Below are 12,121 nucleotides of genomic sequence, written 5' to 3' on the forward strand. Positions count from 1 at the left end.
ATTGAAACTGAGCAATTCGCGTAATCGTATCGGGTGAGGCGCGGCGTTCGGCGACAAAGCCGTCGGCGCACCAGATTTCGACTCGATAACCTTGCGCAGCATAGACGCCCGCCGCCGCGTAGGCGGCCTGCTGATCTTCGCATTCGCAGGTCACGCGCGCGAACGGCTCGCCGAGGTGATTGAGCGGGAGAAGATGGTAGGTGGTGGGAATTTGCGCCGCCTTTGCTGTGCTCGTGGCGGCGCGTCAGGCTGCGCCCTGGGGCGTGCGCGCGGCGATCGCGGCGATGGTCTCGACTAGTTCCTCGCGGTTGATCGGCTTGGCGAGATAGCCGCTGGCCCCGGCGCTCATCGCCGCGGCGCGATGAGTCTCCGAGACGTTGGCGGTCAGCATGATGACCGGGGTGGCCGCTCGTCCGTCGCGCTCCAGCACCCGGATGGCCTCGGTGGCCGCCAGCCCGTCCATCACCGGCATTTGCATGTCCATCAGCACGGCGGCGAAATCTCCGGTCTGGAAAAGGTCCAGGGCCTGCTGCCCATCGGCCGCCTCGACCACCTCCACGCCCATGGGGTCGAGGATCATCCGCACGACCAGCCGGTTCACGGGGTGGTCCTCGGCCAGCAGGACCCGCAGGCCCAGGGCCTCGTCCAGGCCGAGCGCGGCCATCGCGCCGGCGTCGGCGCCCGCCGACTCCAGGGTCGCGGCGGGCAGGCGGAAGCTCGCGGTGAACCGACTGCCCCGTCCCGGCGTCGACTCCGCCCCTATGGCGCCGCCCATGGCCTCGACGATGCCTTTGCAGATCGACAGCCCCAGGCCGGTGCCGCCGTAGCGGCGGGTGATGGAGGTGTCGGCCTGCGAGAAGCGGTCGAACAGCTTCTCGGTCAGGGCCGGATCGAAGCCGGGCCCGGTGTCGGCCACCGTGATGGTCAGGTCGTGATCAGGGCCGCGGGCGCAGGCCTCGACCTGCACGGCGACCTCGCCCTGGGAGGTGAACTTGACGGCGTTGGACACCAGATTGGTCACCACCTGGGCGATGCGCACCGCATCGCCGGCGACGGCGCAGTCGGCGGCCTCGCCGATCGTCACCCTGAGCCCGACACCCTTCTCGCGCGCCTTGGCCCGGAAAAGCTCGACCGCGCCCTCGATCACGGGGCGGAGCTGGAACGGCGCGCACTCGATCTGCATGGCGCCCGCCTCGAGCTTGGCGACGTCGAGCACGTCCGACAGCAGCCGCTCGACGGTCTTGGCCGAGACGGTGATCAGGTCGACCATCTCGCGCTGATAGGCGTCCAGCGCCGTGACCGACAGCGCCCCGGCCACGCCGATCACGCCGTTGAGGGGCGTGCGGATCTCATGGCTGATATTGCCCAGGAAGTCGGACTTTTCGCGGCTGGCGGCCTCGGCTCCGCGCTGGGCCTCGACCAGTCGTTCCAGCGCGCTGTTGAAATCGTCCTTCAGCTGCCGGTACTCGGGCGAGACGTCGTCCTCGACGCGGGCGGTCAGGTCGCCGGCCGCGACCTGGGCCAGGACGCCGGCGAGGGCGCGGACCACGGCCGTCTGGTTCTGCTCTGCGACAAGGCGCGCCATCTCTTCCCGGCGGCGGCGTTCCTCCAGCGCGTCGAGATAGATGGAAATAGCCAGTTCCATGTCGAGGAAGACGGCCTTCAACAGGCTGGTCACGCCGTCCACGTCCGCGGCGTCGCGGTCGGCCAGGCCCGCGCGAAGCAGTTGCTCCGTCACCAGCGAGTAGGCGCCGATGTACCACTGCGGCGGCAGGCCCAGGCGCGCATGGGTCTCGCCCACCGCGCGCACGCCGCGGACATAGGCCGCATCGAACTGGGCCGCGGACAGGATCTTCCAGTGCTCGGCCTGGCGCTGCTTGGCGTGCTGTACGACCTGGGGCGTGGAGAAGAACTGTTGGGTGGCGGGAAAGCCCTCGGCGCGCCGATAGAACTCCGCCAGGGCCGGCTCGATGTGCGCGTCGATCAACGGGCGCATCCGGCGCAGGGCCTCGCGTGCGGGTGCGTCGGCGAGGCCGGCGAATTCCAGGCGTTCTGCGAGCTTGCCGGCTTCCCCCGCGCTGGCGTCTGGCGGCATCGGTCAGACCTCGACGCCGACGATGGTGATCGCGGTGCAGACCCCGTCCTGGCGGATCGGCGAGCAGGACACCTTCAGCCGCGTCGCGCCGCGGTCTTTAAGCATCAGACTGAACACCCCCACGAATCGAGGGCTTGCCCCGGACAGCACGGCGGCCAGGGCCGCGGCGGTTTCCGCGCGGTCCGCCTCGACGACGATGTCGATCAGCCGGGTCAGGCTGAGTTCCGTGGCCGAAAAGCCCAGCAGGCCTTGCAGGAACGCGTTGGAGTCCTCGATGAAGCCTGTCGGGCCGACGCGCAGGGTGGCGATCTCGCAGAGCTCGTTGATCGCATCCAGCTCCGCGCGCCAGTGTCCGGCCAGCCGCCGCAGCTCGCGGATCTCGGTGTCCTGCGTGAAGGTGTAGGCGACGCCGCCGCGAAAAGGGAAGGCGCAGACGCTGTAGGTGCGGCCCGAGCCGGTCACGCCGGTCATCTCGAATCGGACCGGCTCGGAGGTTCGCAGCGCCCGCCGCAGCCACGACACGACGACCACCATGCCTTCGTTGCGCTGGGCGAGCGCCTCGAAGTCGAGGGCCAGCGCCGCGTCCATGTCCAGGCCCATATTGGCTGCGGCCACGGAGTTCAGCGCCCGGACGCGCAAGTCGGCGTCCAGCCAGACGAAGCCTTCCTGCATATGCGCGGACAGCGTCGAGACGCCGTCCAGTCCCTGGTCCAATTCGAACGCGGTTTCGGCCGCGTCATCGCGCGCCCGCAACTTGAAGTATTCGGCCGCCGACATGAGCACCACTCGCGGTCGGCCGTGATGTGTCACAAGGACTGGATACTGCATGGCAATATCCTGCCAATGGCCAAAATTTCGACTGATCTCGGCGGCTGTAATCTTCGTGCCGGAAAGATCGAATTGTTTTGGCATCAAGCTCCTTGAGTCCGCGAGCGTGCGGCATGTGAAGAGATGATGGAGCCCAGGTTTGCTTTTGTCAAGGCTCACTTTGCACAAATTTCACCAAAGTGAGATGTGGTGCACAGGTTACGTAGAATAGATATTACGTAAATTGCGCATAGCATTGTTCGATGAGCAAGTCGGTCGCGTCGTCGGCGGGATTGAGCTCACGGGTCTGCTCTCGACAGGCGGAGCGAACGGGCGGCCAGCACCTCGCTTATCGCCCGGGCCAGGTCGCCCACCACTCCGGAGGGCTCACGCGCATAGATGGTTGTGGCCATGGCGGGTTCGCGGCCGAAAAGAGGGCAGGCGCGCAGCCTGCGGTCCAGGGCTGCGGCGCGCGGCAGCAGCGAGACGCCCAGGCCGGACTCGACGGCGATGAGCACGCTCTCCAGGCTGCTGCCCGAGAAGGCGACGTACCAGCGTCGCTGAAGCTGCTCGATGCGCTCGAACATGGCGTCGCGATAGAGGCCGCCCGGCGGAAACGTCACCAGGGGCAGGGGATCGGGCCAGGGGCGCGCTGTCCTGGCTTCGAACCAGCCGATCGGCTCGGGAAAGCTTGCGACGTGGCCCGGCGCCGGCGCCAGCTCCTTGACCACGACGATGTCCAGGTCGCCGGCGTAGAATCGGCTGTTCAGGTCGCGGCTGAGCCCCGCGACAACGTCTATGCGCACCTCGCGCCGTGGGCCGGCGACCTGGGCGAACACCTGAGCCATCTCGCGGGTGACGAGATCTTCGGGCAGGCCGATGCGGACCGCCGTCGCGCCGGCCGGATCCGAAAGCGCCGCCTGCGCCTCGGCCTCCAGCGCCAGGATGCGGCGCGCGTAGCCCAGCAGTCGCTCGCCCGCCGCGGTCGGACGAGCCGGGCGGGCGGACCGCGAAATCAGTTCGTGGCCAAGCGTCTCCTCCAGGCGGCCGAGCTGCTGGCTGACCGTCGACTGGGTGGTGTTCAGCCGCTGGGCCGAGCGGGTGAAGCTGCCCGTCTCCACGATGGTGACGAAGGCGCGGAGGAGGCGCGTGTCGAGCATCATTCATTCAGTATCGTAATGAATATCATCGGTACATCTAATTTGAGAATGAGCGACGCATTGTCTATGCCTGCTTCCAAGCGTTTGGGAGTGCTCATGAGATATCTGGCCGTAGCTGCGCTCGCCCTGTCCTTCGGCGCCGCCCAGGCGGGCGCGCGTGAACAGGCCGACGTCCTGGTGCGTCACGCGACGGTCGTCGATGTCGAGCACGGCCGGCTCATCAAGGATCAGGCCGTGGCGACTCGCGGCGACCGGATCGTCGCGGTCGGGCGCGACGCCGAAGTCGCCAAGGCCTGGCGGGCCAAGGCGACGATCCAGGCGGGCGGCAAGTTCCTGATCCCCGGCCTCTGGGACATGCACGTCCACTTCGGCGGCGGCCCGGCGCTGATCGCCGAGAACCAGGCTCTGCTGCCGCTTTATGTCGCCAATGGGATCACCACGGTCCGCGACGCCTCGGGCGACCTTCCCGACGACGTCCTGGCCTGGCGCGGCCAGATTGCGAAGGGAACGCTCCAGGGCCCGACCCTGCTCAGCTCGGGGCCCAAGATCGAAGGCATAAAGCCGGTCTGGAAGGGCACGCTTGAGGTCGGCTCGGAAGCCGACGTGGACAAGGCGGTCGCCCATCTGCAGGAGGTCGGCGTCGACTTCGTGAAGATCACCGACAGCACGTTGAAGCCGGATCTGTTTCTCTATTCGCTCTCTCGGGCCAGATCGGTGGGTCTGAAAACATCGGGCCACATCCCCATGGCCCTGACCGTCAAGCAGGCGATGGACGCCGGCCTCAGCTCGATCGAGCACCTGGACTACGCCTTCCGCGCCGGATCGAAGGTTGAGGAAGCGGTGGTCGCCGACTTCGCTGCGGGTCGCATCGACCGCGCCGAGGCCTCCCGGCGTCTGGACGCGGGCTTCGATCGCGAGACCGCCATGGCCGTCTATCGCGACATGGCCCGTCGCGGCGTCTTCGTGACGCCGACCCTCAACGGGACTCGCATCCTGTCCTATCTCGACCAGGACAAGCACGCGGACGACGCCAACCTCGCCTATGTCGGCCCCAGGCTTCGCGAGACCTATCAATGGCGCATCGGCCGGATCGCGGGCGAGGCGCCGTCGGCGGCCGCGTTCCGTCACGCCCATTTCGAGCGCGTCGCGACGATCATCCCCATGCTGCAGGAGGCCGGCGTCACCATCATGGCCGGCACCGACGCCGGCTTCCTGAACTCGTTCAACTATCCGGGCTTTGGCCTGCACGACGAGTTGGCGCTTTATGTAAAGCTCGGCCTGACCCCGCAGCAGGCCCTGGCCTCGGCCACCCGCGCCGGCCCGGCCTGGTTCGGCAAGCTCGACCGCTACGGCTCGGTGGAGACAGGCAAGGCCGCCGACCTGGTGCTGCTCGACGCCGATCCGCTGGCCGACATCGGGGCGACCCGTGCGATCCGCACCGTCGTCCTGCGCGGATCGGTCTACGACCGCCCGGCCCTCGACAAGCTGCTCGGCGACGCGCGCGCCCGGGTCGCCAGGTGGAACGCAGAGGCCGCCGCCCACTGAGGGCGGCCTAGTACCCCTCGCAGAGATCCTTCCAGCGCGCGTCCAGGGCGTCGGAACCGTCGACTTCCTCGATCAGGGTCTGGCCTTGGAAGTAGATAAAGCGCTCCGGGCCGTCGAAGGAATCCTGTTCCTCGTCGACATCGGCCAGGCCGCAGACCGCCGGGTCTTGCCCGACCCAATTGACGGCGACCTTGCCGAAGGAAATCGAGTCCGCGGTCGGGAAGTGCGTCTCCACCGCGGCCTTGGCGGCGGTGAGCGCCCCCGCCTGGTCGGCGCTGTCGGCGCGCGCCTGCGTGCTGAGGTCGGGGACCAGGAAGCGGAAGGCCAGCCCTGCAGCGACCAGGACGCAGAAGCCGACCGCCGCGCCGATGAGCGCGGGCTTCCGATAGTCGCCCAACGGACGCGCCTTCATGTCGCTCGACGCTCCGGAGCGCGCCGCGGCGCGGGCGAGACTTCTCCACGCGAGGCGGCCGCCATCTGCGCTGCGCTCAGGCCCCAGTCCGCATAGCGCAAACCTCCGGCCCCGATGGCGGGCGACGCGCCGGCGATTGAAAAGGCGGACAGCAGGCTGACCCGCAGCTTGGGCGATGGCAAGGCGACCTCCGAGGGTTCGGCCGAGGTTGGCGCCCGAGGTTGAGTATAGTCTTAAGGTTGTGCCGGGATCCTTGTCTTCAGCCTTTCGATGAGGTGATCGCCGACCCGCATGGCGTTCGCGACCGTGGTCAGGGTCGGGTTCACCGCGTTCGCCGAGACGAAGAAGCTGGTGTCGACCACATAGAGGTTGTCCAGTTCGTGCGCCTTGCAGTCGGCGTCCAGCGCGGATGTGGTGGGATCGGCGCCGAACCGCACCGTGCCGCACTGGTGGGCGGTGCCGTAGAGCGGCAGCAGAGAGTCGAACTGGAAGTGATGCTGAGAGATCGGATGGGCGTGGTCGACGAAGCCGTCCAGCGATTCCTTGAGCGTGCGCACCAGCCGCTCGTGCCCGTCGAGATTGCCGAACACGTAGTCCAATTCGATGCGTCCGCCGGTCCCCAGCCTGATGCGGTTGTCGGGGCGCGGCAGATCTTCCGAGATCACCAGCATCGAGAGCATGCGTGACGCCGCCGCGCCCGATAGCGCATCGGGCACCAACGCCGGCGGCAGCCATTCCTCGACCTGGCCTTCCAGGGTCTGGCCGGACATGTATTCCAGCAATTGGATGTGCCCCATGGGGAAGTCGTATCCGCCGCGGGGGTCGTCCCAGTAGAAGTCGTTGACCGCCAGGGTCTTGGGAAAGGTGATCTGCTGGTGGTCGGCGGTCAGCGAGATCATGGCCGTCGAGTTGTGGAACATGTAGTTGCGCCCGACCTGGTCCGACCCGTTGGCCAGCCCGTTGGGGTGCGCCCCGTTGGCCGACGCGAGCAGGATCAGCGCCGTATTCACCGCCCCGGCCGCCAGCACGACGATGTCGCCGGCCCAACGTTCCTCCCCCTGCGGCGATTCGCAGACCACGTCGGTGACGGTGCGGCCAGGGCCGTCGGTCTCCAGCCGCAGAACCTTGCGGCCGGTCAGCAGGGTGACGTTGGGCAGGTCCATCAGCGGCTCGACCGCCAGGGTGCGCGCGTCGCACTTGGCTTTGAGCAGGCAGGGATAGCCGCCGCAGGTCTTGCACTTGATGCAGGTCGAGGTGACTGGGCGGTCCTGGTCGAGCTTTACCCCGATTGGCAGGGAGAAGGGCCTCCAGCCCTGGGTCTCCCAGTGCCCCTTCAGCGCCGCCACGCCTGGATCGTGGTGGACAGGCGGGAAGAGGTAGGGCGGCTCGTCGCCGGTCTCGGTCGGGTCCTCGCCGCGCAGGCCGTGGACCTGCCACAGTCGCTCGGCCTCGTCATAGTATGGCGCGAGGTCGGAAAGGCCGATGGGCCAGGCGGGGGAGACGCCGCCGGCGTGCTGCACCTCAGTGAAGTCGCGCCGACGCATGCGCATCAGCGCTGCGCCGTAGAAGGTGGTGTTGCCGCCGACCCAATAGTGGGTGTTGGGGGTAAAGGCGCGGCCCTCGCGGTCGTACCATCGCTCCTGGGTGCGGTAGCGCCGCTCGATGAAGACCGCCTTGGGACTCCAGTTCTCGGCCTCCCGCGGCAGGTGCTCGCCGCGCTCGAGGATCAGAATCGACTTTCCCGTTGGCGCCAAGCGCTGGGCGAGGGTGGCGCCGCCGGCTCCCGATCCGATGACGACGATATCGAAGCGTGTCGTCATTGCCGGCGCTCTCCTATTCGGCGCTGAGGTGATAGCGCGCCGATCCTCTCATCAGGATCGCGCGGACCAGGCCCTGGGGCATATACTGCAGCAGCCCTGCGGCGACGGCGTTCCACCAGCCCGGAACCGCCACCACCTGGCCACGGTCGTTGGCGCGCAGGGCGGCCTCGGCCACCTGTTCTGCGGTCTGGAACAGCCGCCGCGGCGCTTGCGCCATCACCGCGTCGGTGCCGTTGGCGTGAGCGAACTCGGTTTGGGTGAAGCCGGGGCAGACGGCGGTGACCCGTATCCCTTCGGCCCGGTGCTCGGCGTCCAGGGCTTGGCTGAACTTGATCGTCAGGCTCTTGGCGCCTGGATAGAGGCTATGCCCCGCCACGCCGGGAGCGAAGCCGGCGAGAGACGCGATGTTGATGATCCTTCCCCAGCGCCGCCGCCGCATCCCGGGCAGCACCAGATGAGTGAGGCCGCAAGCGTTGACCACAAGAGTCATCAGGAAGTCGCGCTGGCGGCTCCAGGGCACGTCGGCGAAGCTCTGGGCGATAGAGAAGCCGGCGCTGTTGACCAGCACGTCGACCTCCCGGCCGGTGGCGCCGATCTGCGCGACGATGGTCTCGCAGGCGTCGAACGCGGCCAGATCGGCGGGGACGGTGAGGGCTTCAATGCCGTGCTGGGCGTGGAGTTCGGCGGCCAGGGCCTCGAGCCGGTCCGTCCGGCGAGCGCTGAGCGCCAGGTCGTAGCCTCGCGCCGCGAGGGTCCTGGCCACAGCCATGCCAATGCCGGACGAGGCGCCGGTGACCAACGCCAAGCGTCTATTCGGGGAGACTTCGACCTGATCCATGCCCGCTCCGTAGGAGGCATCATGCGAGCGGCGGAGTGACCGTGTCCACCGGTCATGTCGCGGCCGGCCAGAGGCCGTTCCTCTTCGCCGGCGACAGCGCGCGCAGGAAGATCACGGCGTCGAAGGCCTCTCGGCCGACGCCTTGCGCTCGTCGGGCCTGCGCCGCTAGCTGATTGAAGAAATTTGGAGGCCTGACCGAGAATCGAACTCGGGTGCACGGATTTGCAGTCCGCTGCGTCACCACTCCGCCATCAGGCCGCCGCCGGTCGAACCGGGGAGGGCGGATCGCTAACAGAACGGACCGCCCGCCGCAATCCTCTCTCATGGGCCGATTGCCTTCACGTTAAGGGCGGACCTATAAGCGCGCCATCGTTTCGCTTTTCTGCGTCTGCCCCGTCGAGGAAACATGGCCGCCGATTTCGCCGCCGCCCGGCTCAACATGGTCGAGAGCCAAGTGCGCACCAACGACGTGACGGACGTGCGCCTGCACGACGCCATGCGCGCCATTCCGCGCGAATCGCTGGCGCCGGCCGACAAGGCCTTCCAGGCCTATGCCGACACCGATGTCGAATATGCGCCGGGCCGGTTCCTGCTGCGTCCGCGCGAGGTCTCCAAGCTGCTGCAGGCGCTGAAGCCGGTCGAAGGCGAGAAGGCCCTGGCGATCGCAGCGCCTTACGCCGCCGCTGTGCTGGAGGCCGTCGGCCTGCCGGTCGTTCGCTTCGACGGCGAGGACCTGAAGGCCGTCCCGGGCGAGGGCTACGATCTGATCGTGGTCGAAGGCGCCGTCACCCGCGCGCCCCAGGCCTGGCTCGACGCCTTGTCGCCGAACGGCCGGCTGGGCGTGATCGAGCGCGAAGGCCCGACCGCCAAGGCGGTGATCTATGTCCGCGCCGAGGACGGCTTCGGCCGCCGGGTGCTGTTCGACGCCATGGCTCCGGTGCTGCCGGGCTTCGAGCCGCAGGTCGGCTTCGCCTTCTGAGACGGCCCTGGCGGTGTTCGCCAAGACTGGCGGCGCCGCTGCGTCACCCCCGTCCCGGACCGCGCAGATGAAACATCGGCGAAACCTTCGAGTGAAAAAAGCTTAAGGTCGCGCCCTCTAGTCCCGCGTCCATTAGCCGGTCATATAGGGCCGGGTTCTCTTCGCCGTTTCGGGGATAAGCATGTTCAATAGTCGTCGCGGAGGTTTGTTGGCCGCGGTCTACGGCGCTGGTCTTGCGCTCGGGCTCGCCGCGCCGGCTTCCGCTGAAACCCTGGCCGAGGCCATCGCGCTCGCCTACGACTCGAACCCGACCCTGCAGGCTCAGCGCGCCACCCAGCGCGCCCTCGACGAGAACTGGGTGCAGGCCCGCGCCGGCTACCGTCCGACGGTGACCGCCCAGGGCCGGTTCAGTTATTCCAAGGAGAACGTTCCCGGCGGCGTGCGCGTGTTCGGCGTGCTGTCGCCGACCCTGAAGAACGAGACCGAGACCAACGCCTATAGCGCCACCCTCCAGCTCAGCCAGCCGATCTGGACCGGCGGGCGCGTCGCCTCGGCGGTTTCCGCGGCGGAGGCCGACATTCTGGCCGGCCGCGAAGCGCTGCGCCGGGTCGAGGCGACGGTGATGCAGGGCGTCATCCAGGCCTATGCCGACGTGCGTCGCGACCAGGAGGGCCTGCGCATCCGCGAGGAGAACGTCCGCGTCCTCCAGCGTCAGCTCGACGAATCGAACGCCCGCTTCGACGTGGGCGAGATCACCCGTACGGACGTGGCCCAGTCGCAGGCGCGTCTCGCCGCAGCCCAGGCCCAGTTGACCCAGGCCCAGGCTCAGCTCGCCGCCAGCCGCGCCAGCTACGCCGCCGTGGTGGGGCAGAACCCCGGCGACCTGGCGCCCGAGCCCGATCTCGCGCCGCTGCTGCCGGCCGACGTGGCTCAGGCCTACGAGGCCGCCGAAATCGACAATCCGCAGATCCGCCAGGCCGAATACACCCAGCAGGGCAGCCGTGCGCGACTGGCGGCGGCCCGGGCCGAGCGTATGCCGAACCTCAGCCTGAGCGGGGCGGTGACCAACAGCGGGCCGGCCGACCCGTACGATCGCGACATGTTCGGCCGCGGCGTCACCGCCGGGGCGACCCTCACGGTTCCGCTGTTCACCGGGGGCCTCACCTCTTCACGCGTCCGCGCGGCCGAGGAGCGGCACAACGCCGACCGCATCGGCATCGAGGTGGCGCGCCGCTCGGTGATGCAGAGCCTGACCCAGTCCTGGAACCAGCACATCGCCAGCAAGGCCAACATCGTCTCGACCGAGCAGCAGGTGAAGGCCGCGCGAATCGCCGCCGAAGGCACGCGCCAGGAGCAGCAGGTCGGCCTGCGCACAACCCTCGACGTGCTGAACGCCGAGCAGGAACTGCGGCAGGCGGAATTGTCGCAGGTCAGCGCCCAGCGCGATGAGTTCGTGGCCGCGGCCCTGGTGCTGGTGCAGATGGGCCGTATGGAAGGTCCCATGCTGAACCCCAGCGTCACCCGCTACGATCCGACCACCAACTTCAAGAAGAACCGCGTCACCTGGGGTTGGGTGCCCTGGGAAGAACCGCTCGCGATTGTCGACGGCGCGCTCGCCCCCAAGACCGTCGAGAAGCCGGTCAAGGGCGCGGCCCCGGCCTCGAAGTAAGGTTAAGTTTCCGGGCGCCGTTTCGCCTCATACGCGAATAGGCGCTTGCGCCGACAACGGAATTTGCAGGATCATCCCGTCGCGTCGGATCCGACGCGACGGATTCTCTCTACGCACCAGCGGCGGCCTCCATATGTCCGAACAGACCTCGCAAGAACCGACGATGGAGGAGATCCTCGCCTCCATTCGGCGCATCATCTCGGAAGATGACGCGCCGGCGGACGGCGCAGCGGCCGCCGAGGCCGAGCCCGAACCCGAGCAGGCGGCCGCGCCGGCCTTCACGCCCGAGCCGGAACCCGAGCCCGAGGCGGCCGAGGACGACGGCGCGCTGGAACTGACCGAGCGTATCGAGACGCTCGGCGACCTCGACGTCTACACCCCGTCGGTGGCCGAGGAGCCCGAGGCTCCCGCGCCGGCCTACGAGCCGCCTCCCGCCTATGATCCGCCGCCTGTCGAGCCTGGCGAGGGCCTAGTCGGCGCGGTCGCGGCGACCGCTGCGGCCTCGGCCTTCGGCCAGCTCTCGGCGGCGATCCAGATGCCGGCCGACGGCCGTACGCTCGAAGACGTGGTCCGCGAGCTGCTCCGTCCGCTGCTGAAGCAGTGGCTGGACGACAACCTGCCGGCCATCGTCCAGGCGACGGTCGACAAGGAAGTCGAACGCATCGCCCGCGGCCGAGTACGCTGATCGCGGGCCGCGCCGCCATGTAGCAGGGCGCGCGTCCGCACCTACATTCCGTCGAGCCGGCGCGGTCGCCCCGCGCCGGCTCGAATTGATTCCGGCGCTTCCACGCCGATA

10 protein-coding genes and 1 tRNA gene are annotated in these 12,121 nt (G+C 68.4%); 4 read left to right on the forward strand and 7 right to left on the reverse strand.

Annotated elements, in window-relative coordinates; translation table 11 throughout:
• Nucleotides 1-244 precede the first annotated feature (244 nt).
• The 3 genes from ACE3T2_RS04065 to ACE3T2_RS04075 form a co-directional block, all read right to left on the reverse strand.
• Complete coding sequence (locus ACE3T2_RS04065) at nucleotides 245-2,095, reverse strand: protoglobin domain-containing protein (protein ID WP_374654976.1); 1,851 nt, start codon at nucleotides 2,093-2,095, stop codon at nucleotides 245-247.
• Between the two features lie 3 nt (nucleotides 2,096-2,098).
• Nucleotides 2,099-3,007, reverse strand: coding sequence for a type II toxin-antitoxin system prevent-host-death family antitoxin (locus ACE3T2_RS04070; RefSeq protein WP_374655227.1), 909 nt, complete (start codon nucleotides 3,005-3,007; stop codon nucleotides 2,099-2,101).
• 194 nt (nucleotides 3,008-3,201) lie between these two features.
• On the reverse strand, nucleotides 3,202-4,065 hold the full coding sequence (locus tag ACE3T2_RS04075) for a LysR family transcriptional regulator (RefSeq protein ID WP_374654978.1): 864 nt from the start codon (nucleotides 4,063-4,065) through the stop codon (nucleotides 3,202-3,204).
• Nucleotides 4,066-4,158: 93 nt separating this feature from the next.
• Here ACE3T2_RS04075 and ACE3T2_RS04080 point away from each other — a divergent pair, with 93 nt between their 5' ends.
• Entirely contained in the window at nucleotides 4,159-5,607 is a 1,449-nt protein-coding gene (locus ACE3T2_RS04080; protein WP_374654980.1) for an amidohydrolase family protein, read from the forward strand.
• A gap of 7 nt (nucleotides 5,608-5,614) precedes the next feature.
• On the opposite strand, the gene ACE3T2_RS04085 is transcribed toward ACE3T2_RS04080, so the two are convergent.
• From ACE3T2_RS04085 to ACE3T2_RS04100, 4 genes are all read right to left on the reverse strand, one after another.
• Nucleotides 5,615-6,019, reverse strand: coding sequence for a hypothetical protein (locus ACE3T2_RS04085; protein WP_374654981.1), 405 nt, complete (start codon nucleotides 6,017-6,019; stop codon nucleotides 5,615-5,617).
• A 233-nt stretch (nucleotides 6,020-6,252) separates the two neighbouring features.
• Nucleotides 6,253-7,839: a GMC oxidoreductase gene (locus ACE3T2_RS04090; protein WP_374654982.1), complete on the reverse strand. Its 1,587-nt coding sequence runs from the start codon at nucleotides 7,837-7,839 to the stop codon at nucleotides 6,253-6,255.
• A 13-nt stretch (nucleotides 7,840-7,852) separates the two neighbouring features.
• Nucleotides 7,853-8,677 carry an SDR family NAD(P)-dependent oxidoreductase gene (locus tag ACE3T2_RS04095; RefSeq protein ID WP_374654983.1) on the reverse strand — a complete coding sequence of 275 codons (825 nt, stop codon included), beginning with the start codon at nucleotides 8,675-8,677 and terminating at the stop codon, nucleotides 7,853-7,855.
• A gap of 184 nt (nucleotides 8,678-8,861) precedes the next feature.
• Nucleotides 8,862-8,935: transfer RNA gene (locus ACE3T2_RS04100), tRNA-Cys, on the reverse strand.
• 148 nt (nucleotides 8,936-9,083) lie between these two features.
• On the opposite strand from ACE3T2_RS04100, the gene ACE3T2_RS04105 reads away from it, so the two are divergent.
• From ACE3T2_RS04105 to ACE3T2_RS04115, 3 genes are all read left to right on the forward strand, one after another.
• The gene (locus tag ACE3T2_RS04105) at nucleotides 9,084-9,656 is read left to right on the forward strand and encodes a protein-L-isoaspartate O-methyltransferase (RefSeq protein WP_374654985.1); all 573 of its coding nucleotides are present in this window, start codon (nucleotides 9,084-9,086) and stop codon (nucleotides 9,654-9,656) included.
• A gap of 208 nt (nucleotides 9,657-9,864) precedes the next feature.
• Nucleotides 9,865-11,325 (forward strand): TolC family outer membrane protein, encoded by a 1,461-nt coding sequence (locus ACE3T2_RS04110; RefSeq protein ID WP_374654987.1) that lies wholly within the window; start codon nucleotides 9,865-9,867, stop codon nucleotides 11,323-11,325.
• Nucleotides 11,326-11,458: 133 nt separating this feature from the next.
• Nucleotides 11,459-12,010 (forward strand): DUF2497 domain-containing protein, encoded by a 552-nt coding sequence (locus ACE3T2_RS04115; RefSeq protein WP_374654989.1) that lies wholly within the window; start codon nucleotides 11,459-11,461, stop codon nucleotides 12,008-12,010.
• The last annotated feature ends 111 nt before the right edge of the window (nucleotides 12,011-12,121 follow it).

The sequence above is a fragment of the Phenylobacterium sp. genome (genome assembly GCF_041919955.1).
Classification (GTDB): Bacteria; Pseudomonadota; Alphaproteobacteria; order Caulobacterales; family Caulobacteraceae; genus Phenylobacterium.

What these genes read in the sequence shown, in the direction of transcription:
- ACE3T2_RS04070 (WP_374655227.1), bottom strand. Translation starts at nt 3,007, where the DNA reads ATGCCAAAACAATTCGATCTTTCCGGCACGAAGATTACAGCCGCCGAG.
- ACE3T2_RS04085 (WP_374654981.1), bottom strand. Translation starts at nt 6,019, where the DNA reads ATGAAGGCGCGTCCGTTGGGCGACTATCGGAAGCCCGCGCTCATCGGC.
- ACE3T2_RS04065 (WP_374654976.1), bottom strand. Translation starts at nt 2,095, where the DNA reads ATGCCGCCAGACGCCAGCGCGGGGGAAGCCGGCAAGCTCGCAGAACGC.
- ACE3T2_RS04080 (WP_374654980.1), top strand. Translation starts at nt 4,159, where the DNA reads ATGAGATATCTGGCCGTAGCTGCGCTCGCCCTGTCCTTCGGCGCCGCC.
- ACE3T2_RS04095 (WP_374654983.1), bottom strand. Translation starts at nt 8,677, where the DNA reads ATGGATCAGGTCGAAGTCTCCCCGAATAGACGCTTGGCGTTGGTCACC.
- ACE3T2_RS04090 (WP_374654982.1), bottom strand. Translation starts at nt 7,839, where the DNA reads ATGACGACACGCTTCGATATCGTCGTCATCGGATCGGGAGCCGGCGGC.
- ACE3T2_RS04105 (WP_374654985.1), top strand. Translation starts at nt 9,084, where the DNA reads ATGGCCGCCGATTTCGCCGCCGCCCGGCTCAACATGGTCGAGAGCCAA.
- ACE3T2_RS04115 (WP_374654989.1), top strand. Translation starts at nt 11,459, where the DNA reads ATGTCCGAACAGACCTCGCAAGAACCGACGATGGAGGAGATCCTCGCC.
- ACE3T2_RS04075 (WP_374654978.1), bottom strand. Translation starts at nt 4,065, where the DNA reads ATGATGCTCGACACGCGCCTCCTCCGCGCCTTCGTCACCATCGTGGAG.